The sequence below is a fragment of the Ruegeria sp. C10 genome (assembly GCF_056537805.1).
In genome coordinates this window covers 729,837-751,194 of sequence record NZ_JBQFSC010000001.1, presented here as the reverse complement: position 1 = coordinate 751,194, position 21,358 = coordinate 729,837, and the positions used below count along the sequence as shown (strand labels likewise).

The following is a 21,358-nucleotide window of genomic DNA, read 5'->3' as shown; positions in this document are numbered from 1 at the left end:
TACCTCACGAATAGATGCAGTCGCGGAGTGTAATCAGCCCGCGCTTCATCTCTGTTTTTGGGGCCACCATCGCGACCCGGATAAATTGCTCGCCCGGGTTTTGCCCCGGATCACCTTGAGAAAGATATGCACCCGGCAGAACCCGTACGCCGGTTTCCTGCCAAAGCTTCAATGCGGTTTCTTCGCCGTTTTCGACGGGTAGCCACAGGAAGAACCCGGCCTCGGGCGGCATGTAGCCTTGTACGCCTGCGAAAACCTCATCCGCGACGGCGTATTTCTCCTGATACAGCGCGCGGTTTTCCTGCACATGCGCTTCATCCGCCCAAACCTTGGCGGCGGCAGCCTGCAGCGGGGCGGGCAAAGGGGCACCCGCATAGCTGCGCAACAGTTTGACACGGCTGATTGTTTCAGGTCCACCTGCGATCAGCCCCGACCGCAACCCGGCCAAGTTCGACCGCTTGGACAGAGAGTTGAACAGCGTGACACGTTCGGGGTCAGCACCCAGTTCCTGCGCACCGGTCAGCGCGCCAACCGGCGCAGCGTCGCGGTAGATTTCGGAATAGCATTCATCGGCAAAGATGCGGAAATCGTACTTTTCAGCCAATTGAATCAGCTCAACCCAGTAATCGCGCGAGGCGACCGCCCCCTGAGGGTTCGCGGGCGAGCAGATATAGGCTACAGCAGTACGGTTCAGAACCTCTTCGGGCAGGCCTGCATAGTCTGGCAAATGACCAGTGGCAGCGGTTGCCGGCACGAAATATGGCTGCGCACCGACCGAAATCGAGGCAACCATGTAGACTTGATAGAAGGGGTTCGGGCACAGAATGATCGGTTGCTGCCCATTTTTCTGTTCGGGGCAGAGCGCCATTGCAGCGTTATAAAGACCCTCGCGCGTACCGTTCAGTGCCATCACATTGGCATCTGCATCCATCGACACACCATAGCGGCGGTTGATCCAACCCGTGATCGCTGCGCGCAATTCAGGTGAGCCTTCGTTCGGGGGATAGCCCTGAAACCCGGCGGCGTTTTCCATGATCACGTCAGTCACCCAAGAAGGGAAATCATGCTTGGGCTCGCCAATGGTCATGTGAACGACTTCACCACCCGGCTGATGATGATCCAACAGGGCGCGTAGACGCGGAAATGCGTATTCCGGTAGGTTCGAAAACCGCTCGGGGAAATTCATGATACTGCCTCAATTTCGGGGTCATTTTGCGCCCCGTTTTATGGCAGATTACAGATCGACCCGGGCTTCGTCCAGACAAAGAGGTGCCGAATCAGGGGATTGTGGCATTCAGGTCAAAGCGCTTTCGGCTGCTGACCCGAGCCGTAACAAGGCCTCTTCCGACCCCGGATAGCCCAACATCATCAGCCCGCAACCGGGTGTTCCCGTGGGCAAAGTCAGTGCCGCAAGCCCCATCAGATTGCCGATCCGGGTGTTGCGGAGAGCCAAGAGATTTTCGGTAACATAGTAGTCATGATCATTCATCAACCGGTCGAGATTGGGCGGTAGGATCGGGGCCGTCGGCGCAAGCACGGCGTCAAAGCCCGCAGTGGCCGCATCCCAAGCCTGTCGACAAGCGGTTAGTTTCGACCAAGCGGCCACGTAATCGGGGCCGGAATAGGCCTTGCCCATTCGGAACCGTTCAAGGATTTCGGGATACATCGCCTCGGGGTTCGCTTCGATCACATCACGCCACAAGCCGTAGGCTTCGGTTGTATAAAGCACGCCCGACAGGCTCATCGCTTCGTTCAGCTCAGGCACGTCAAGCGGAACGATCTCGGCCCCGGCCTCTTTCAGGCGCGCCAGCGCATCATCATAGGCGTTGGCTGGAGCTTCGCGCAGATCGTCCTTGGCGACGTTCTGTAAATCAGCAAAGCGGCGACCGCTCAATGACGCCCCGCGCAGGTCAGCCGGGGCGGTGCCCTCAAGCGCGGCAAGCATATGTGCGGCGTCCTCAACTGATCGCGCCAGCGGCCCAACGGTATCGAATTTCAGACACAGCGGCACGACGCCCTCAAGGCTAACGCGCCCCGCCGTGGTTTTCAGCCCCACCAGATCGTTCCAGGCCGAGGGAATCCGCACCGATCCACCCGTGTCCGAGCCAACGCCGCCTGCAGCAAGCCCCCAAGCCACCGAAGCTCCTGCACCTGAAGATGAGCCGCCCGGCACTGCGTCTTCGTCATTCACGCATGGAGGCGTAGCCGTCACAGGGTTTAGACCCAAACCCGAGAACGCCAATTCGCTCATATGCGTTTTACCCAGACAGACCGTACCCATCGCGGTCGCGTTCCGCACCACCTGCGCATCGGATTCGGGCACGCGGCCTTCCAACAGGGCCGAACCGGCCTCGGTCCCTACGCCTGCCGTGTCAAACAGGTCTTTCCAGCTGATCGGGACGCCATCCAACAAAGACCGCCGCAGGCCAAGCTTGGCCCGCTCTTGCGCCGCAAGGGCCTCGGCGCGGGCGCGATCGTGGGTCACCCGGGCATAGATCCGATCGCGATGTGGATGGGCGTCAATCGCGCTGAGATAAGTTTCTGTCAGTTCAACCGGATCGATCTGCCCCATTCCGATACCACGGCCCAAATCACATGCCGTCATGGTCAGCCAGTCTTGCATCCGGTCCCCTCCCGAGTAATTCCGTGATCGGACGGTAGCGACAGGACCGCACATGGACAATCCCGAAAGGGCGCGCATATTGCAGCACATGGAACACAGATCCGATATCCTGATCGTTGGTGGTGGCCTGAACGGCCCTGCCCTTGCGCTGGCGCTGGCCCAGACCGGGCATTCAGTCGTGGTTGTTGACGCTCTGGCAGAGAAAGTGCGCAAGAATGCGGCCTTCGACGGGCGCGCTTATGCGCTTGCATTGGCGTCGCAACGTCTGCTCGACGCGATAGGCGTTTGGAAAAAGGTGGAAAAGCACGCCCAGCCTATGCTGGAGATCAAAGTAACGGATGGTCATGCCGGTGCCGGACCTTCCCCGTTCTTTATGCATTTCGACCATGCCGAGATCGAAGAAGGCCCGATGGGCTATATGGTCGAAGATCGCCACCTGCGGCGGGCTTTTCTGGAGGCCATGACCGAACAAGACGGGATTACCGAAATCAGCGGCAAAACGGTCGTGTCTCAGGACATCTCGGCAAACGGGGCAACACTTACACTGGATGACGGGTCCACCTTGTCCGGCAGCCTTCTGGTGGGTTGCGATGGCCGCCGCAGCGGGACCGCTATGCGCGCCGGAATCAAGCGAACCGGCTGGGACTATGGCCAGACCGCTCTGGTCTGCGCCATTGAACACGAGCTACCGCATCACGGTATCGCCCATCAGTTCTTCATGCCCCCCGGCCCGTTGGCGATTCTGCCGCTGACCGGGAACCGCAGTTCCATCGTCTGGAGCGAACGCACTGATACGTCCGCGCAGATCAATGCGCTGCCCGAGGCAGATTACCTACAAGTTCTGCGCCCGCGCTTTGGTGATTTCCTGGGGGATATCCGCCTGCAGGGTGACCGGTTCACATACCCGTTGAACCTGACCATCGCCAATTCCTTCATCTCGGACCGGTTGGCTTTGGTCGGAGACGCCGCCCATGGCATGCACCCCATCGCCGGGCAAGGCCTGAACGCAGGTCTGCGTGATGTAGGTGCATTGGCCGAGGTTCTGACCCTTGCGGGACGACGTGGCGAGGATATCGGATCAACGCTTGTGCTGGAGCGCTATCAAGAGTGGCGCCGGTTCGACACAGCCTCGCTTGCGATGGCGACTGATGTGTTCAACAAGCTGTTTTCGAACGATAATCCCCTGCTCCGCATAGGTCGGGATATTGGAATGGGTATCGTCGGATCGCTGCCCGGGCTGCGCCGAGGTTTCGTGCGCGAGGCTGCAGGTCTGACCGGAGACCTGCCGAAACTGCTGCAGGGACACCCGATCTAGTCCAGCTCTCGGGCCTCATCCACTAGCATCACTGGAATACCGTTGCGGATTGGAAAGGCCAGAGCGGCGGCTTTTGACACCAGCTCTTGCCGTTCGGCATCATAGTGCAGCGTCGTGTGGGTCTGCGGACAAATCAACGCCTCAAGCATATGGCGGTCAAAGGCGTGTTCGGTATCGCTCATTGCAGTTTTTCCTCATTCGATCCGCCGCGCATGGCGAATTCAATTAATGTCACCAAAGTTTCGCGCCGGGTGCGTAAGCAAGGGGCCTCAAGCAAAGCCTGCTTTTCCTCCGGGTCAAATTCCAGCATCATGGACAGGGAATTGACCAAAAGCTCATCATCGGCATCTTTCATTGTGTCCCAATCGGTGGACAACTGACGGGACGAAAAAAACCGTTCCAACAGCCGCAGGAACCTGTTCCGATCAAAACCGTCATCTACCTCGGCCTTGCCCAGATCACGGTCAAACCCGTCCCAAGACACCGAAACCCGGCGATACGGGGTGAAACTGTCCAACTCTGATTTGACCCTGAACCGAGAGATTCCCGTCAGCGTAATCAGATACCTGCCGTCTTCGGTCTCGGAAAACTGGGTGACCCGTCCAGCGCATCCAATCTGGTGCAACTTAGTTTCGTCCCCCTGACAGGTATTCGGTTGCACCATCCCGATCAGGCGTTCTTGCGTTTTCAGCGCGTCGTCCAGCATCTGTAGGTAGCGCGGCTCAAAAATATGCAGCGGCAGGCGAGACCGTGGCAGCAGCAGCGCTCCGGGCAAAGGGAAAACGGATACCGTTTCCGGCAAATCGGCAGGATGCATCATGTACCCGAGTTTAGTTCTGATCGGGGATTAGGCAAATATCATCGAGCTGAGCTTGCGCCGCCCGTTCAGAACAATCGGGTCATTGGGCTTGAGCGCATCGAAAATTGTGAAGAGCTGCGCCTTTGCTGCCCCATCATTCCACTCGCGATCGCGGCGGAACAATTCCAACAGTTGAGCCACTGCCTCTTCGACATCGCCATTGGCATGCAGGGCCTGCGCCAGATCGAAACGGGCTTGATGGTTGTCTGGCTCGGCCTCAACTGTTGCAGTCAACTCACCTACCGGACCAGCATCTGCAGCCTGCTTGGCCAATTCCAGTTGCGCATGGGCCGCTTCAACCTCGGGTGAAGTGGAAATCTCGGCAGGCGCACCATTGAGGATCGCCTCAGCCTGATCCAGATCCCCCGATGCGATATGCGCGCGCACCAACCCGCCATAAGCGGCGGCGTGATTGGGGTCTTCACCCAGTATGGCGGCAAAAGTCTGTGCCGCGTCTACAGCGGCCCCCTCGGTCAACATTTCTTCGGCAGCCTGCACAGCATCATCCAGTTGACCACCCGGGCTTTCACCGCCCGCAGCTTCGATCACACGATCGATAAAGGCCTTGATCTCGGACCCTGGCAAAGCGCCCTGAAACCCGTCGATCGGTTGGCCTTTGTGAAATGCATAGACCATCGGAATCGACTGGATGCGCAGTTGTCCTGCAATCATCTGCGCTTCGTCCACGTTGATCTTGACCATCTTGACCGCACCCTTGGCAGCGGTCACGGCCTCTTCCAACGCCGGGCCCAGCGTTTTGCAGGGGCCGCACCAAGGCGCCCAGAAGTCAACGATGATCGGCGTCTCTTGTGAGGCTTCGACCACATCGGCCATGAAGGTGGCCTCGGTCCCGTCTTTAATCAGATCAGTGGCTTGGGGGCTGCCTGCGCCGTTCAGAAGGTCCATGGCTTATACTCTCTGGTTCGAACTTGCGCCCTATATGCAGCCCAATGCGGCAGAAACCAAGGGGAGAGTTCGGCGAATTTGCTTCGGTCAGACGTCAAACGTGGCAAATACCGGGGCGTGATCACTGGGTTTTTCCCATCCGCGCGCGTCGCGCAGAATGCGGCTGGAATGACCCGCGTTCGAGATATCGGGCGTAGCCCACACATGATCCAGCCTGCGTCCCTTGTCGGCGGCATCCCAATCTCGTGCCCGATAAGACCACCAGCTGTATAGCTGGCCCTCGGGAATATCCTGCCGGGTGATATCGACCCAGCCACCTGCATCCTGAGTCTCGGCCAGCGTTTCAACCTCGATCGGCGTATGTGAAACCACCTTCAGCAACTGCTTGTGCGACCAGACATCATCTTCGCGGGGCGCAATATTCAGATCGCCCACCAGAATGGACTTTTTCGGCTTTTCCGCACGGAACCAATCGCGCATGTCAGCGAGGTAATCCAGCTTTTGGCCAAACTTTTCGTTCACTTCGCGATCCGGCACATCGCCCCCGGCGGGGACATAGAAATTATGAATGGTCACGCCATTCTCCAACCGCCCCGCAATGTGTCGCGCATGACCCAGACCCGCGAAATCCTTATCCCCTACTTCCTCAAGCGGAAGGCGCGACAGTATGGCGACGCCGTTATACCCCTTCTGGCCCCGCGCAATCATATGCGTATAGCCCAGCTCGGCGAACCCTTCGGTCGGGATTTTGTCGACCGGCGATTTGCATTCCTGTAGACACAGCACATCCGGTGCCTCTTCCTGCAGCAATTTCAGAACGATAGGCTCGCGCAGGCGGACCGAATTGATGTTCCATGTGGCAAGGGTGAAGGGCATATCCGGGGGTTCCTTTGTCGAAGTTGCCGCAGGTTAGCGCGGCGCTAAGCGAGGTGCCATCGAAAAACAAAGCAATGTTGCCTGACCCGGCGGTTACGGAAACTTGCAAAGTTTCCGGTCCGATTTCATTGAATGAAATCGGATGCCCGGTGCCGATATCGCCCTGCACGATACAGTTGCACCTTACAAAAAAAGCCGGGCCATCAGGCCCGGCAGTCCAACAGGGAGGTGCATGTCATAACCCGGACATGCGCGGGTTGGGAGTAATCTAAAGATACCTACAGAGTATCACTTTGATCCAAGTCAATCCACCATTAGTCAAGCAACAAGGCGATATCCGCCCGATTCTGTGACCAAAAGGCGCGCATTCGACGGGTCGGGTTCAATCTTCTGACGCAGACGATAGATATGGGTTTCAAGCGTGTGCGTTGTAACGCCTGCGTTGTAACCCCAGACCTCATGCAAAAGAACATCACGTGCAACGACGCCGTCAGTTGATCGATAGAGGAACTTGAGAATGTTAGTCTCTTTCTCGGTCAGGCGGATCTTGCGATCATCTTCGGTCATCAGCATCTTCATGGCCGGTTTGAAGGTGTAGGGCCCCAGAACAAAGACCGCATCCTCGGATTGTTCATGCTGGCGCAGTTGGGCCCGAATCCGGGCCAGAAGAACCGGAAATTTAAAAGGCTTGCTGACATAATCATTAGCGCCAGCATCAAGGCCCAGGATCGTGTCAGCATCGCTGTCGTGCCCAGTCAGCATCAGCACCGGGCTTTTGACGCCCTGCTTGCGCATCAGGCGACACAGCTCACGGCCATCGGTATCCGGCAGGCCGACATCCAGAATCACCAGATCGTAAATTGCTTCGCGCGCGCGTTCCATTGCCGACGCGCCATCGGACGCCTCGAACACGTCAAAGTCTTCGGTCATGACAAGTTGCTCGCTGAGCGCTTCGCGCAGGTCTTCGTCGTCATCCACCAGCAGGATTTTCTTGAGCTGAGCCATGTACGGTCCTCCTAAGCCTTTTCCATCACTTGCGTATGAAGAATGCAATCAGCAAGATTTACTGCAGTCGTCTCACGCCCTCGTGTCTGACGCCGAGGAAATGTTTCACATTTTCCAGTGATCGGGGTAGGACAGGGTCTGATCGTTTCAAGGTAAACTGCATGAGTCTCACTCCCGACATCACCGAATTGCTGGCACGGGCGCGGGCTGACCTGCGTATGGGTGTTCCCGTTGTTCTGACCGACGAACTGGGATTTGGAGTACTCGCATTTGCCACCGAGACCCTGAGCCCGCAAAGGTTGGCCGATTTGCGCGGCTTGGGCGGGGATCCCGTTGTCGCCATAACGGTTCGGCGCGCTGAAACACTTAAAGCGCGCGCATATGACGGCGATCTTGCTCGCGTCATGATCCCGGCGGATGCTGGGCTGAGCTGGGTGCAGGCGGTGGCCGACCCGTCCGATGATCTAAACGCCCCGATGAAGGGCCCGCTGATGACCGAACGGCAAGGCAGCGCAAATCTGCACCGGATCGCTATTGCGCTGGCCAAGTCGGCGCACTTGCTTCCGGCCGCCGTCGTCGCCCCAATTCAAGACGGGCGCGAATTTGCGGCAGATCATGGTCTGACCTGCATTGACCATGCCCGGGCCGCGCCACATCTGACAGATCGCAGCGCTCTGCACCCTGTCGTCGCCGCACGCCTGCCGATGGAAGTGTCGGAGGCCGGGCGCCTACATGTATTCCGCCCCGAAGATGGTGGAGAGGAACACTATGCGGTTGAAATCGGTCGCCCCGACCGCGACAAGCCCGTCCTCGCGCGGCTGCATTCGGCCTGTTTCACGGGCGATCTCATGGGCAGCCTGAAATGTGACTGTGGCCCGCAACTGCGCGGGGCCTTGGCCCAGATGGGGGACGAGGGTGCAGGTGTCCTGCTCTATCTGAATCAGGAAGGACGTGGGATCGGGCTCGCCAACAAAATGCGCGCCTATTTTCTTCAGGATCAGGGATTTGACACAGTCGAGGCCAATCACCGGCTTGGATTCGAAGACGATGAACGGGATTTCAGGCTCGGCTCGGATATCCTGAAATCGCTGGGCTTCAATTCGGTCCGTCTACTGACCAACAACCCTGCAAAAATCGCGATGATGGAACGCACAGGTATCGCCGTCACCGAACGGGTTCCGTTGAAAGTAGGTGAAACAGATTTCAACCGCGCGTATCTGGCGACCAAAGCTGCAAAGTCAGGCCACCTGCTGTGACACCAAGCGATCTGGTTCTTACACCACGTGGCATTCGGTTTCTCGGGCAGCTGTTCCCCTGCGCGATCGGCAAAGGGGGCTTGAGCCCAACCAAGCAGGAAGGTGACGGAACAACACCAACAGGTGTGCATCACATTGTGGGTATGCTCTATCGCTCAGACCGAATGCCACGGCCGGCGCATTGGGCACGACCGATCGGACCGCGCGATTTATGGTCAGACGACGTAGAGGACGATGCGTATAACCATTTGGTGCGGGCGCCTCATGATTTCAGTCACGAAAAACTGCGTCGCCCAGATCCGCTTTATGACCTGATCTTGATAACCGATTGGAACTATCCCAATTCAGAACCCAGTCGGGGATCGGCCATCTTCCTGCATCAATGGCGACGCCCACGGTTTCCGACCGAAGGCTGCATCGCATTCAGGCGCGATCACCTACGTTGGATTGCCCAAAAAATCACGCCGGGCACACGGCTGATCATCCCTGAGGCTTAACCCGCGCCCCGAAAATGGCAGACCCAACACGGACGTGTGTGGCACCCAAGGCGATTGCCGATTCAAAATCACTGCTCATTCCCATCGACAAACCCTCCAGCCCATTCCGCTCTGCGATTTTTGCCAATAACGCGAAGTGCAACGCGGGTTCTTCTTCAACCGGTGGAATGCACATCAAACCTCGGACGGGCAGGTCCAGGCTGCGGCACTCAGCAATGAACGCATCAGCATCTTGTGGAAGAGTACCGGCTTTCTGATCCTCTTCGCCTGTGTTGATCTGTATAAAAAGATCAGGGCACTTACCCATCTCTTGCGCCAATCGCGCCAATGTTTTGGCGAGCTTTGGTCGATCAACTGAATGGATGGCATTGCAAAGCTCAATCGCCTGCCGTGCCTTGTTTGTTTGCAATGGACCGATCAGATGCAGATCGATGTCCGGAAAACTCTCGCGAAATGCAGGCCATTTGCCAGCGGCTTCCTGCACACGGTTTTCTCCGAAACACCGGTGGCCCTGCTTCAATACGGCTTCGACCCGGTCGTTAGGTTGCACCTTGGAAACCGCGATTAATTGCACCGAGCCTTCGGCGCGTCCTGCCGCAGATTCAGCTTTGGCTATTCGATCGGTGATTTCTTGCAGCGACATGGGTCCCTCATTCTGCGTTTGCAGCAGCAAAACACCATGTGGCGGCAAAAGAAAAGGGCAGGTCCGAAGACCTGCCCTTGAACCTTGTGGTTCAGACCAACTTAGAAGTTGAACTGAGCACCAAAGTCGGCACGCAGCTGGCTGTCGCCGTCGCCACGCTTCTGGTTGCCGATACCACCGCGCAGCGATGCACCGCCACCCAGGTCGTAGATGGCACCGATGCCGTACTGCTGCAGATCGTCGTCTGCCGAACCGTCACCGTAAGCGAAGGTCAGAGTGGTTGCCGCGCCCAGGTTGTAGGCTGCCGACAGACCGTATGCGGTGCCGTTGCGGTCATCGTTTGCAACGTCATCGTCTGCGACGAACAGAGTACCGGAGAAGTCACCGAATTCTGCACCCAGGGTCAGAACGGTCAGGCTCTGCTTGTCGGCGTCGCCCAGACCGCTGGTCTGACCGTAGGCCAGAGCGGCAGTCACGTTACCGAAGGTGTAGGTCGCGCTGATGTCCCAGCGGTCTGCATCATCAGTGTCCGCACCCGCAACAGCTTCGTCAGCAAATGTGCGCTGGTCATACGACGCGCCGAAGGCGAAGTCGCCAACTGCGTACTGGAAGAACACAGCGTTTGCGCCCGAACCGGTCGACGAGTACGCCAGGAAGTCATAGTCGACGCCCGAGTACTGACCAATGAAGCTTTCCAGGCCAGGCTCGTTACCGTAGTAGTTTGCCAAGTTGTCGAACGAACCGGCTACGTTACCGGCGTCAACACGCAGACCACCGAAGATGACCGAGAAGCGTGCGCCGTTCAGGCCAGCGGAGTTTGCTTCGCCGTTGCCGGCATCTTCGTCTGCCTGCAGACGAACACGGCCTTCAAAGCGAACGCCACCGTCAGTTTCAACGATTCCGTCGATGTTCAGACGGAAGCGCGAGACCAGGATGGTTTCGTCGGTTTCTACGCCGGTCGCTTCACCACCACCAATTGCGTCAACGGTACCTGTACGGTCTTCCAGGTATCCCAGACCAAAGCGGCCGTAACCGCTGAACTTTACTTCGGCCGCTGCAACACTTGCGGTTGCAATCAGTGCGGTCGTTGCGAAGAGAACTTTTTTCATCTTGTTTCCCTCGGTTTCAAAGATTTTCTACTCGACACATGCAAAGCACGCGTCTCAGCACGGACACCGTTTCGCTTTTTTTGCCCCCGTTGCGCAAGCTTGGCATAAACGCAAAGACGTCATTCGGCCCAAATTGGTGCAAGGATGCCACAGTCGAATTCAACGGATCGTGCGGTTCGCGCGAGTCGATCATAAAAGAATAGGGTTGTTGCTGTACGGGTCCTTGTCTAGGAGTATCACTCGACAGAGCAAAACAAGTGACACGGGACCTTCCAACGATGCGCCGTATTACGATTCCAGGTTTGATCATGGTAACGGCTGCCTTATCAGCCTGCGGAGGGCCACCGCCTGGCGATGCAAGTGTGTTGACCGCTGATGGCAGCTCGACAGAGGAACGCGAACTGAATGACCCGAATCGTTCGACGATCTGGGACGTATTCGGCCCGAACACCTCAGAGCAGGTCACTCAGGTAAATCGCTATCTGTGGGCCGCATCGCTGGATGTACTGAATTTCTTGCCGATCCAAGAGGTCGATCCGTTTACCGGAGTGATCGTAACGGGTTATGGCACACCGCCCGGCGGCGGGCGTTCCTATCGCGCGACAGTTCACATCAGTGATCCCGCTTTGGAAGCGCGTTCTTTGTCCGTAGCTCTTCAGACCAGTGGCGGTTCTCCGGTCAGTGCTGCAACGTCGCGCGCCGTCGAAGATGCGATCCTGTCTCGCGCGCGTCAGCTACGCATTGCGGACAACAAGTTCTAGAAACCCGACAAAAATCACACTATTACCACGCCGGGTTCCTACCCGGCGTTTTCATTCACGAAGGACCGCATGATGTCGCGCTACTCGGCCAACGAAATCGAAGCAAAATGGCAGGAGGCCTGGGACAAGGCCGGAATCTTCACCGCCAATCACAAGGCGGATAAGCCGAAATACTATGTGCTTGAGATGTTCCCCTACCCGTCTGGCCGTATCCACATGGGGCATGTACGCAACTACACGATGGGTGATGTGATCGCCCGCCACAAGCTCGCAACCGGTCATAACGTGCTGCACCCGATGGGCTGGGACGCGTTCGGGATGCCTGCGGAAAACGCCGCAATGGCCAGCGGCGGCCACCCCAAAGATTGGACCTACGGCAATATCGCCGACATGCGCGGACAGATGAAGCCGCTGGGCCTGTCGATCGACTGGTCTCGTGAATTCGCCACCTGTGATCCGGAATACTACGGCCAGCAGCAGGCTTTGTTCCTGGATATGCTCGAGGCCGGTCTGGTTTATCGCAAGAACGCCGTGGTGAACTGGGACCCAGTCGATATGACCGTTTTGGCCAATGAACAGGTAGAAAACGGCCGTGGCTGGCGTTCAGGCGCCTTGGTTGAGCGTCGCGAGTTGACTCAGTGGTTTTTCAAGATTTCCGATTATTCCGAGGAACTGCTCGACGCGCTGGATACGCTGGATAACTGGCCCGCCAAGGTACGCCTGATGCAAGAGAACTGGATCGGCAAGTCCCGTGGCCTGCAATTCGGGTTCGAACGCACCGATGGAGGTGAGCCGATCACCGTCTACACAACACGGCCCGATACGCTGATGGGCGCGTCGTTTGTTGGCATCTCGCCCGATCATCCGATTGCCAAGCAGCTTGAGGCAGAAAACCCGAAAGTCGCTGAATTCGTTGCCGAATGCCGCAAGGGCGGCACCACCGAAGAGGCGATCGAAACCGCCGAAAAGCTGGGTTATGACACCGGCATACGTGTAAAACATCCACTCGACCCCAGCTGGGAGCTGCCGGTCTGGATCGCCAACTTTATCCTGATGGACTATGGCACCGGCGCCATCTTTGCCTGCCCAGCTCATGATCAACGCGACCTCGATTTCTGTCGCAAATACGGCCTGCCTGTGGTCGATACATTCTTTGCACTGGATGATGACACTCCAGTCGACAAAATCGCGTTTGTTCCACCGAAAACCGAAAAAGTACGCTGGGTGAATCATTTTGCGGGTCTCACCGAGGCAACGGGTGACGAGGCCATCAATGCCACCGTTGATTTCGCCGAAAAGGCCGGTTGGGGTGAAGGTGTTACCAAATACCGCCTGCGCGATTGGGGGCTCAGCCGCCAACGCTATTGGGGCTGCCCGATTCCTGTTGTGCATTGTGATCAATGCGGCACGGTCCCCGAGAAGAAAGATAATCTGCCGATCGAGCTGCCTTATGATGACGGCAACGGCAAACCCATAGATTTTTCGATCCCCGGCAACCCGCTGGACCGCCACCCCAGCTGGCGCGACACCCCTTGCCCTTCCTGCGGCGCTCCAGCCAAGCGGGAAACTGACACGATGGACACGTTTGTCGATTCGTCGTGGTACTTCGCCCGTTTCACCGCTCCACGCGCGGAAACGCCCACCGATCTAGCCGAAGCCGAGTATTGGATGAATGTCGACCAATATATCGGTGGGATTGAGCATGCGATTCTGCACCTGCTCTATTCGCGCTTCTTCGCGCGGGCGATGAACATCACTGGTCATTTGCCGAAGAAAGCGATTGAGCCGTTCAACGCGCTGTTCACTCAAGGCATGGTGACTCATGAAATCTATCAAACACGCGACGCCAACGGTCGCCCGGTCTATCACCTGCCCGAAGACGTGACCGACGGCAAGCTGACCGACGGCACCGAGGTTGAAATCATCCCCTCAGCCAAAATGTCCAAGTCGAAAAAGAACGTCGTCGATCCGGTCAGCATCATCTCGGCCTTTGGTGCGGATACTGCGCGCTGGTTTGTTCTGTCCGACTCCCCACCTGAGCGCGACGTGGAATGGACCGCGTCGGGCGCCGAAGCCGCGTTCAAACATCTCAGCCGCGTGCACCGCATCGCCGCAGAAATCGCAGAATCGGACTTGCCGGCCACAGCAGATGACGAAACGCTGCTACGTGAGATGCACAAAGCCATTCATGACGTATCGGGCGGGGTCGAATCCTTTGGCTTTAACGCATCTATCGCAAAGCTTTATGCATTCACCAACACGCTTGCCAAATCCAAAGCGGGCTCTGCAGTCAAGCGCGAGGCAGCCAAGACACTAGCGCAGCTGATGTCGCCGATGACGCCACACTTGTCCGAAGAACTTTGGCAGATGCTGGGCGGCGAAGGCCTGGTTGCAACCGCGCCTTGGCCCATCGCGGATGAGACCATGCTGATCGATGACACCATAACCCTGCCGATTCAGATCAACGGCAAGCGTCGGGCCGAGATCAGCGTAGCCAAAGATCTGGATAAAGCAGAGGTTGAAAAAATCGCCCTCAGCACCGAAGCTGTGCAAAAGGCGCTGGATGGCGCTGCACCGAAGAAAGTGATCGTTGTTCCGGGCCGGATCGTTAATGTCGTCGTTTGATCGTAGAACCCTGTTATTGATGCCGCTGGCGCTCGCCGCTTGCGGGTTCGAGCCGGTTTATGCGCCCGGAGGATCAGGCTCGGCCTTGGATGGCAAGGTCGAGGTGTCAGCGCCGAATACCGTTGAAAGCTTTCTGCTTGTCCAGAATCTGGAACGCAAATTAGGTCGAAGCGCGACCTCGGGCAACGAATACAAGCTGGATGTGGGGGTTTCGACGGTCACCCGCAGGGCCTCGATCACCACAGCAAATGAAACCAATCGCTACACCATCGACGGGAACGCGACTTACGCGCTGAAATCCAACGCAACCGGGCAAATCATTGCCTCGGGCAACGTTACCGAGTTTGTCGGTTATTCTGCTGCAGGCTCGACCGTGTCTACACTGGCAGATGAACGCGACGCGACCGAGCGCTTGATGGTGATTCTGGCCGATCAGATCGTAAATCGCCTTTACGCCACACCGGGCCTGTCCTCATGAAGTTGAGCCCGCGCGAGGCTGATGGGTATTTTGCCAAGCCGGACGCGGACAAAGCCGGGCTGTTGATCTACGGGGCGGACGCGATGCGCGTTGCTCTAAAGCGTCAGCAAGTTCTGGCGGCTTTGTTGGGATCCGGCGCTGAAGAGGAAATGCGCCTGACCCGCATTCCCGGAAGCGATCTACGCAGCGATCCGACCCTGTTGCTGGACGCGGTCAAGGCTGTCGGATTTTTCCCCGGTCCCCGCGCGGTGTTTGTTGAAGACGCCACCGATGTCGCAGCGCCTGCGATTCTCACAGCCCTTGAAGACTGGGATCATGGTGATGCACAGATCATCGTAACGGCCGGGCAGCTCAAACCCAGCTCGAAAATCCGCAAAGCATTCGAAGCGAACCCTGCCGCATACGCTGTTGGCATCTACGATGACCCGCCCTCGCGCGCCGAGGTGGAGCGCATTCTGGCGCAAGCCGGATTGAAGAATATTCCGCGCGATTCGATGTCGGCGCTAAGCGAACTTGCAATGGCGCTCAGCCCTGGTGATTTCACTCAATCAGTTGAGAAACTGTCGCTTTACAAACGCGGTGACGCCGGTGAACTGACGATTGAAGACATTGAAGCCTGTGCGCCGCGGTCGACCGAGGCGGCGCTGGATGATGTATTGAACGTCGTTGCCGAGGGCCGGGCACAGGAAATCGGCCCCCTTATCCGACGCCTTCAGGCGCAGGGCACCAACGGGGTCACCTTGTGTATTGGGGCGACGCGGCATTTCCGAACGCTCTATGCCTGCGCATCCGACCCTGGAGGCGCGGCGCAGGGAATCGGCAAGCTGCGCCCTCCGGTCTATGGCAAACGACGTGACCGGATCCTGAGGCAAGCTCAGGGATGGGGGGCGCCCAAGCTGCAGACCGCTTTAACCGTCCTTACAGATACGGACCTATCCTTGCGCTCGGCAGGTCAAACCGCACCTGCGATGGCACTGGTAGAGCGTGCAATGATCCGACTGGCGATGCTGGCCCGATCGGGTTAAGGCCTAGCGCGCCAACCACGTTGCCGCCGACTGACCGGCCCAACGTCCCGTCGCCAGACAGGCGGTCAGAAGATAACCACCGGTCGGGGCTTCCCAATCCAGCATCTCGCCCGCGCAAAAAACGCCCGGACATGCTGTCAGCATCAAACCGCTGTCCACGGCACCCAATGCTACCCCGCCAGCGGTTGAGATCGCCTCATCCATCGGGCGTAGCCCAGCATACCTGATGGGCAGGTTTTTCAGCGCACCGATCCATTGCGTTTGCTTCAATGCGCGGCCCTTAGTCATTTCGTGGAACAAAGCGACCTTTTGCGGAGACAGACGCAGACCATTCTTCAACCAATGCGAAAGCGTTGCCTTTGATTTCTTCGCGTCCAATCGCGCCTGCATCCCTTCAGCCGTCACATCCGGGACCAGATCAACAAACAGCGGCGCCCCCATCCGCAGCGCAGGGGTCAGGGCATACATACCGCCACCTTCCAGGCCTTTTGCGGAAATAGTGGCCTCACCACGGCTATCCAGATCGCCCGCCATCCACCGCACCGACTTGAGCGCCGCGCCAAAATGTGGCTGCATATAGGGGCTCCAATCGACTGACAGAGCGGCGTTAGCCGGTGCAAACGGTGTTAGATCAACTCCGCTGTCCGCAAGCCACTGGGCCCAAGCCCCATCCGAACCCAACCGCGCCCAGCTGGCGCCCCCTAATGCAAAAACCGTCGCGTCGGGCGAGCAAAACTGCATGCCATCTGGCGTCTCAAAAGCCAACGCGCCACCTTGCCATCCCAGCCAGCGCCAGCGTGTCCTGATCTGAACACCGGCCTGATCCAATCTGGCCAGCCAAGCCCGCAGCAAGGGTGAGGCCTTCATGACTTTCGGAAACACGCGCCCGGTAGAGCCCGTGAACATCTCTTGCCCAAGATCACCGGCCCAAGCCTTCACCGCCTGTGCGTCAAACGCTTGTATCATCGGATGCAACCAATCCTTTGCATCCCCGTATGCGCCCATAAGCATGTCAAAAGGCTCATCCTTGGTCAGGTTCAGGCCGGACTTCCCCGCCATCAGGAATTTACGCGCGACAGACGGCTTGGCTTCGGCCACTACAACCTCGTGCCCGGCGGCGGCAAGCTGTTCGGCGGCCATTAGCCCCGCTGGTCCTGCCCCGATAACCATGGATTGCGCCATTGTGTCCCTCTTGCCCTGTACACGCATCAGCGCGAAGTTAGGTCATGGCAAATTCCGATCCGATCTGCCCGCTCTGCAACCGTCCGATCCCCGAAGGTGGTGGAAGCCTGCACCATCTGATCCCAAAGCTTAAGGGAGGCAAGGGCGGGCCCACCGTTTTATTGCATCAGATATGCCACAAAGAGATCCACGCGACACTGACCGAGGCCGAACTGGCGCGTGACTTCCACACTGTCGATGCACTGCGCAAACATCCGAGGCTTGAGAAGTTTCTGATGTGGGTGCGCAAACGCCCGCCGGGGTTTCGCTCAAAAGTGCCTGGCAAACGACGCGGGCGATGATCAGGCAGGAAGCCAGGGATCACCGAATGCATCCTTTTTCGGGTCAGCCAGCCCTTCAATTTCGATCCCAAGATAGTCCGGCACCGGTGCAAACCGGGCATTTGGGATGTGTTGGTATTCCAACGTGGTATATGGGCGCTTCCACAGCCATTCGCGATTCTCAACCGCCCAGAGATCGGGGTTGGGAGGCTCCTCTGCGGTGAACGCATAGAAATGCAGATCGAACCCGTGAGGTTCGACATCCTGCAGAGACAGCAAAGACAGTCCCATGGATCGGCAAAACGCATCTTCGGCGACAATATCGCCGGTTCGCAAAGTGATCTGGCCGATACAGGCCTTCGCGAAGGGGGCGTCCGGGCTTGTAGCATCAACCGGTCGGTTGCCCTCGAAATCCTGCTGCAGCAGTTCAATGGCAAACCCTTCGGGGTCATTCAGATGGCACATATAGCCGATATCCAGAAACTGCCGCGGCGCGCTGACCGGGATACCCTTCTGGCGCAGGTGTTCTGCGGCAAGATCAACATCCGGCAACGTGATCCCGATCTTCCAATACCGCTGCCCCGGATCATGGCGGTAGCCCCCGCCGCCCGGCATCAGCAACAGATCGGCATCCTGACCGGAATATCCAAGACGACGATTGGCGCCTTCAACCCTGACAGACATGCCAAGCGCATCACGATAAAACGCCGCCAAAGCATCCGGGTCCGCCACCCGCAATCGGAGCGCGGCCAACCTCATGGGCACAATCCGGCTATGCCCGCAGCAACCGACGGATCTGCGGACAGGCTGTCGGCTACAAGTTCTTGTGCAGTTGGTATCAAATGTTCGGGCTCAACCACCCGATCAACCAGCCCAAAGCTATAAGCTTCTTCTGCAGAAATCTTCTGTCCCGCCATCAGTATGAGTCGGGTTCTGGCCGGACCGATCAACTCTGCCATCCGCTTGGGATCCGAGGGCTGCGGCAAGAATCCCAGCTTCATTACCGGGTAAAAGAACTTGGCCGAGGGCACTGCGATACGCAGGTCACAGGCCAGCACCATACCGTTGGCTCCACCGGCCAAAGTGCCGTTGAGCGCGGCCACCGTCAGGCAGGGCAAGGCGGCAATGGCACCCGACAACCTCTCCCAAAGATCGGAGGTCGCAAGGCCCGCCCGCGCTTCTTCAAGATCGGCGCCCGCACTGAAGACCCGGCCCGCCCCCGTCAGGATCAATGCACGTGCCTCGGTCGCCGCCTCTGCGATGCGAACCAATTCGCTTAGCATCGCTGAGGTCAGCGCATTGGCCTTGTCCGGATTGTTCAACGTGACGGTCCACAACCCATCATCCTGTGTCAGTTCGATCACGTCAGCCCGACCCTTTTTCGGATGTCTTCGTTGCGCAGCGATATCTCGGTCCCCAAGAACTCATCCGCATCTGCCGAGCACATCCACATCAACGCCCGCGCGGGCCAGTCTGCGGGGATGTGATCGTCCCAATCCAGCTGACTTACTGGATTGATTCCGCTGGCCTTGATCACCCGCTGCATATCTGTGGCCACAGTTCCCGGGGACAGGCCCATTGCGCGAATACCGTGATGCGCCTCTTCCAGATGCAGGCATTCGGTCAGCATCTTGGCCCCGGCTTTTGATGCGCAATAGTGGCTCCAGGCTTCGACCGGATTCGACGCGGCACCGGACGAGACTGTCAGAACGGTCCCGCCGCCTGCTGCCCGCATGATGGGCAGGACGGCACGCATTCCGTAAAAGACACCTTTCAGGTTGATGTCGATTGCTTGGCTCCAGGCCCGGGTGTCGGCATTCGACAGATGAAAGATCGGATCAATGACGCCCGCGTTCCCGATTAGCACATCCAGCTTGCCGAACCGGTCGATGCAATCGGCAACTGTCTGTTCAACCTGGGAAAAATCGCTGACGTCGCAGGCCAGCGCCATGGCGTTTTCACCCAATGCCGCAGCCAGAGCGTCAATCTGATCGCGGCTGCGGGCGACCAAGGCCACATTGGCCCCAGCTGCGGCAAAAACGCGCCCGGCTTCCGCTCCGATGCCTCGGCTTGCCCCTGTGATCAGTACCGTTTTCCCTTGCATATGCATCGTTTAAATCCCTGCATTTGAAATTGTCTTAACTCGTACCCTGCAAATGGGGAATTGGTCCACCCCTTCCCCCTTGACGCTGGCCGCTACAGGCACGACCATGCCGGCAAATTGATCAAGAAGGGTTCTCTTATGACTGTTTTCCTTCGCCGTAGCTGCGGTGCAGCTTTGGCCTACGCTGTTGCAACCAACGGCGCCTTTGCAGATGTTACCGCCAATGATGTCTGGGCCGATTGGCAGGCTTATCTGGGCGGCATGGGCTATGACGTCACTGGCGATCAGAGCGTTTCCGGCAACGTCACCACCATCGCGAACATGACGATGGCCATGGCCATTCCGGACACCGAAGGCACCTTCGACATGGTCATCCCCGAGATGACGTTGACCGAAAATGGCGACGGTACAGTCAATATCGGCTTTCCTGCCAGCTTCCCGATGACAATTTCGGGTGAAGCCGAGGGCGAGACATTTTCGGCTGATCTGATGTACGCTCACGACGCCTTGGAAATGGTCGTTTCGGGTACCCCCGAAAACATGACATATGACTATACGGCGAACAGCCTGACTCTGTCGATGGACTCGATGGAGTTTGATGGCGAAACCGTATCCAGCGACATGTTTGCCTTGAACGTTCAGATGAACGAAATCGCAGGCACATCGCAGATGCAGATCGGCGAGATGCGCGATATCGCGCAGCAGTTCACGGCCAGCAGCCTGTCCTATGATGTGGCCTTCAACGAGCCCGAAAGTGAAGACACGGGCCGGATCAGCGGTAAATTAGATGGTTTGAAATTTGATGGCGATACAATCATTCCACCCGGTATGGATGTCGCCAACATTGAAGACATCTACAAGGCCGGGTTCGCCGCTTCAGGTACATTCACATACGCCTCGGGCAGCACCGAAATGGCAGGCACTGCCGAGGGTGAGCCATTCTCGCTCAGCAGCAGTTCCGAAGGAGGCAGCTTTACCGGCAGCATCGATGCACAGCGCCTTGTCTACGATCTTGCGCAGAACAGCACCAAACTAGCCGTCACCACGTCGGATCTGCCTTTTCCAATCGAAATCGCGATGGCAAATGCAGGGCTGAAATTCGAGCTTCCGGTGCAGGCCTCGGAAGAAATCCAGCCATTTGGGTTTGGCATGAACCTGACGGATTTCACCATGTCCGACGTGTTGTGGAGCATGTTCGACCCTGCTAGTGCGCTGCCGCGCGATCCGGCGACCATCGCGTTGGATGCAACCGGCACCGCCAAAGTTCTGGTCGATTTCATGGACCCGGAAGCCGTCGAAGAGCTTGAGACATCTGATATCGTTCCGGGCGAACTGCATTCGCTGAAGATCAACAAGCTTCTCGTATCATTGGTCGGAGCCCAATTGAGCGGTGATGGCGACTTTGCGTTCGACAACTCCAACACGGAAGAGTTTGATGGACTGCCTGCCCCGTCGGGTGTCGCCAACTTGAAACTTGTTGGGGCCAACGCTCTGCTGGACAAGCTGATCGGCATGGGCTTTGTGTCGGAAAACGACGCGCTGGGCGCGCGTATGATGATGGGTCTGATGGCTGTTCCGGGCGAAGAACCGGACACGTTGAACTCGAAAATCGAGTTTACCGAGGATGGACAGATCCTGGCCAACGGTCAGCGTATCAAGTGACAAACAAATCGGGAAAGGCCGCTGCGCTGGCCTTTCCCGCCCGAGGCACATAAAGCCAGTGGGCTGCAGGCCTTGCGGGACAGGCTATCCGAGGCTAGGTCCAGAACAACAA

Annotated in this window: 22 protein-coding genes; 9 read left to right on the top strand and 13 right to left on the bottom strand. The window is 57.9% G+C overall.

Going from position 1 to position 21,358, the window contains the following annotated elements; all coding sequences use genetic code 11:
• Positions 1-4: 4 nt before the first annotated feature.
• A complete protein-coding gene (locus ACR0DE_RS03420) occupies positions 5-1,186 on the bottom strand; it encodes an aminotransferase class I/II-fold pyridoxal phosphate-dependent enzyme (RefSeq protein WP_480751842.1) in 1,182 nt (393 codons plus the stop codon).
• Positions 1,187-1,294: 108 nt separating this feature from the next.
• Positions 1,295-2,623, bottom strand: a complete 1,329-nt coding sequence (locus ACR0DE_RS03415; protein WP_480751840.1) for an amidase — start codon at positions 2,621-2,623, stop codon at positions 1,295-1,297.
• A gap of 52 nt (positions 2,624-2,675) precedes the next feature.
• Here ACR0DE_RS03415 and ACR0DE_RS03410 point away from each other — a divergent pair, with 52 nt between their 5' ends.
• Positions 2,676-3,938: an FAD-dependent monooxygenase gene (locus tag ACR0DE_RS03410; protein ID WP_480751838.1), complete on the top strand. Its 1,263-nt coding sequence runs from the start codon at positions 2,676-2,678 to the stop codon at positions 3,936-3,938.
• Here the strand turns inward: ACR0DE_RS03410 and ACR0DE_RS03405 are convergent.
• The 5 genes from ACR0DE_RS03405 to ACR0DE_RS03385 all read right to left on the bottom strand — a co-directional run bounded on the left by ACR0DE_RS03405 (position 3,935) and on the right by ACR0DE_RS03385 (position 7,584).
• The gene (locus ACR0DE_RS03405; protein ID WP_170398842.1) at positions 3,935-4,120 is read right to left on the bottom strand and encodes a Trm112 family protein; all 186 of its coding nucleotides are present in this window, start codon (positions 4,118-4,120) and stop codon (positions 3,935-3,937) included. The genes ACR0DE_RS03410 and ACR0DE_RS03405 overlap by 4 nt on opposite strands.
• Positions 4,117-4,758: an LON peptidase substrate-binding domain-containing protein gene (locus ACR0DE_RS03400; protein ID WP_170398861.1), complete on the bottom strand. Its 642-nt coding sequence runs from the start codon at positions 4,756-4,758 to the stop codon at positions 4,117-4,119. The genes ACR0DE_RS03405 and ACR0DE_RS03400 overlap by 4 nt, the downstream gene beginning before the upstream one ends.
• Before the next feature lie 27 nt (positions 4,759-4,785).
• A complete protein-coding gene (locus ACR0DE_RS03395) occupies positions 4,786-5,703 on the bottom strand; it encodes a thioredoxin family protein (RefSeq protein WP_170398864.1) in 918 nt (305 codons plus the stop codon).
• Between the two features lie 87 nt (positions 5,704-5,790).
• Positions 5,791-6,579, bottom strand: coding sequence for an exodeoxyribonuclease III (locus ACR0DE_RS03390; protein WP_170596801.1), 789 nt, complete (start codon positions 6,577-6,579; stop codon positions 5,791-5,793).
• 318 nt (positions 6,580-6,897) lie between these two features.
• Positions 6,898-7,584: a response regulator transcription factor gene (locus ACR0DE_RS03385; RefSeq protein WP_170398869.1), complete on the bottom strand. Its 687-nt coding sequence runs from the start codon at positions 7,582-7,584 to the stop codon at positions 6,898-6,900.
• 161 nt (positions 7,585-7,745) lie between these two features.
• On the opposite strand from ACR0DE_RS03385, the gene ribA reads away from it, so the two are divergent.
• Both ribA and ACR0DE_RS03375 read left to right on the top strand, forming a co-directional pair.
• Positions 7,746-8,840 carry a GTP cyclohydrolase II gene (ribA, locus tag ACR0DE_RS03380; RefSeq protein ID WP_170425856.1) on the top strand — a complete coding sequence of 365 codons (1,095 nt, stop codon included), beginning with the start codon at positions 7,746-7,748 and terminating at the stop codon, positions 8,838-8,840.
• Positions 8,837-9,337, top strand: coding sequence for a L,D-transpeptidase family protein (locus ACR0DE_RS03375; RefSeq protein WP_480751836.1), 501 nt, complete (start codon positions 8,837-8,839; stop codon positions 9,335-9,337). The genes ribA and ACR0DE_RS03375 overlap by 4 nt, the downstream gene beginning before the upstream one ends.
• Here ACR0DE_RS03375 and ACR0DE_RS03370 read toward each other — a convergent pair.
• Positions 9,321-9,980 (bottom strand): YggS family pyridoxal phosphate-dependent enzyme, encoded by a 660-nt coding sequence (locus ACR0DE_RS03370; RefSeq protein ID WP_480751833.1) that lies wholly within the window; start codon positions 9,978-9,980, stop codon positions 9,321-9,323. The genes ACR0DE_RS03375 and ACR0DE_RS03370 overlap by 17 nt on opposite strands.
• A gap of 101 nt (positions 9,981-10,081) precedes the next feature.
• Positions 10,082-11,089, bottom strand: coding sequence for a porin (locus ACR0DE_RS03365; RefSeq protein ID WP_170398881.1), 1,008 nt, complete (start codon positions 11,087-11,089; stop codon positions 10,082-10,084).
• A gap of 278 nt (positions 11,090-11,367) precedes the next feature.
• Here ACR0DE_RS03365 and ACR0DE_RS03360 point away from each other — a divergent pair, with 278 nt between their 5' ends.
• From ACR0DE_RS03360 to holA, 4 genes are all read left to right on the top strand, one after another.
• Positions 11,368-11,850 carry a DUF3576 domain-containing protein gene (locus ACR0DE_RS03360; protein WP_170398884.1) on the top strand — a complete coding sequence of 161 codons (483 nt, stop codon included), beginning with the start codon at positions 11,368-11,370 and terminating at the stop codon, positions 11,848-11,850.
• Between the two features lie 72 nt (positions 11,851-11,922).
• The gene (gene leuS / locus ACR0DE_RS03355) at positions 11,923-14,475 is read left to right on the top strand and encodes a leucine--tRNA ligase (protein WP_480751830.1); all 2,553 of its coding nucleotides are present in this window, start codon (positions 11,923-11,925) and stop codon (positions 14,473-14,475) included.
• The gene (gene lptE / locus ACR0DE_RS03350; protein ID WP_480751828.1) at positions 14,462-14,953 is read left to right on the top strand and encodes an LPS assembly lipoprotein LptE; all 492 of its coding nucleotides are present in this window, start codon (positions 14,462-14,464) and stop codon (positions 14,951-14,953) included. The genes leuS and lptE overlap by 14 nt, the downstream gene beginning before the upstream one ends.
• A complete protein-coding gene (gene holA / locus ACR0DE_RS03345; protein WP_170398893.1) occupies positions 14,950-15,978 on the top strand; it encodes a DNA polymerase III subunit delta in 1,029 nt (342 codons plus the stop codon). The genes lptE and holA overlap by 4 nt, the downstream gene beginning before the upstream one ends.
• 3 nt (positions 15,979-15,981) lie before the next feature.
• Here holA and ACR0DE_RS03340 read toward each other — a convergent pair whose 3' ends face one another.
• Positions 15,982-17,160 carry a TIGR03862 family flavoprotein gene (locus tag ACR0DE_RS03340; protein WP_480751827.1) on the bottom strand — a complete coding sequence of 393 codons (1,179 nt, stop codon included), beginning with the start codon at positions 17,158-17,160 and terminating at the stop codon, positions 15,982-15,984.
• A gap of 44 nt (positions 17,161-17,204) precedes the next feature.
• Between ACR0DE_RS03340 and ACR0DE_RS03335 the strand changes: the two genes are divergently transcribed.
• On the top strand, positions 17,205-17,501 hold the full coding sequence (locus ACR0DE_RS03335) for an HNH endonuclease (protein ID WP_170398899.1): 297 nt from the start codon (positions 17,205-17,207) through the stop codon (positions 17,499-17,501).
• Here ACR0DE_RS03335 and ACR0DE_RS03330 read toward each other — a convergent pair whose 3' ends face one another.
• Genes ACR0DE_RS03330 through ACR0DE_RS03320 form a run of 3 tightly spaced genes read right to left on the bottom strand, consistent with a single transcriptional unit; the run spans position 17,502 to position 19,590 of the window.
• Positions 17,502-18,239: a VOC family protein gene (locus ACR0DE_RS03330; protein ID WP_480705868.1), complete on the bottom strand. Its 738-nt coding sequence runs from the start codon at positions 18,237-18,239 to the stop codon at positions 17,502-17,504. It abuts the gene before it with no gap.
• Positions 18,236-18,844, bottom strand: coding sequence for an enoyl-CoA hydratase/isomerase family protein (locus ACR0DE_RS03325; protein WP_170406713.1), 609 nt, complete (start codon positions 18,842-18,844; stop codon positions 18,236-18,238). Before ACR0DE_RS03325 ends, ACR0DE_RS03330 begins: the two co-directional genes overlap by 4 nt.
• Positions 18,841-19,590, bottom strand: a complete 750-nt coding sequence (locus tag ACR0DE_RS03320) for an SDR family oxidoreductase (protein ID WP_170398908.1) — start codon at positions 19,588-19,590, stop codon at positions 18,841-18,843. The genes ACR0DE_RS03325 and ACR0DE_RS03320 overlap by 4 nt, the downstream gene beginning before the upstream one ends.
• Positions 19,591-19,722: 132 nt before the next feature.
• Here ACR0DE_RS03320 and ACR0DE_RS03315 point away from each other — a divergent pair, with 132 nt between their 5' ends.
• Entirely contained in the window at positions 19,723-21,246 is a 1,524-nt protein-coding gene (locus ACR0DE_RS03315) for a DUF2125 domain-containing protein (protein WP_170398911.1), read from the top strand.
• The last annotated feature ends 112 nt before the right edge of the window (positions 21,247-21,358 follow it).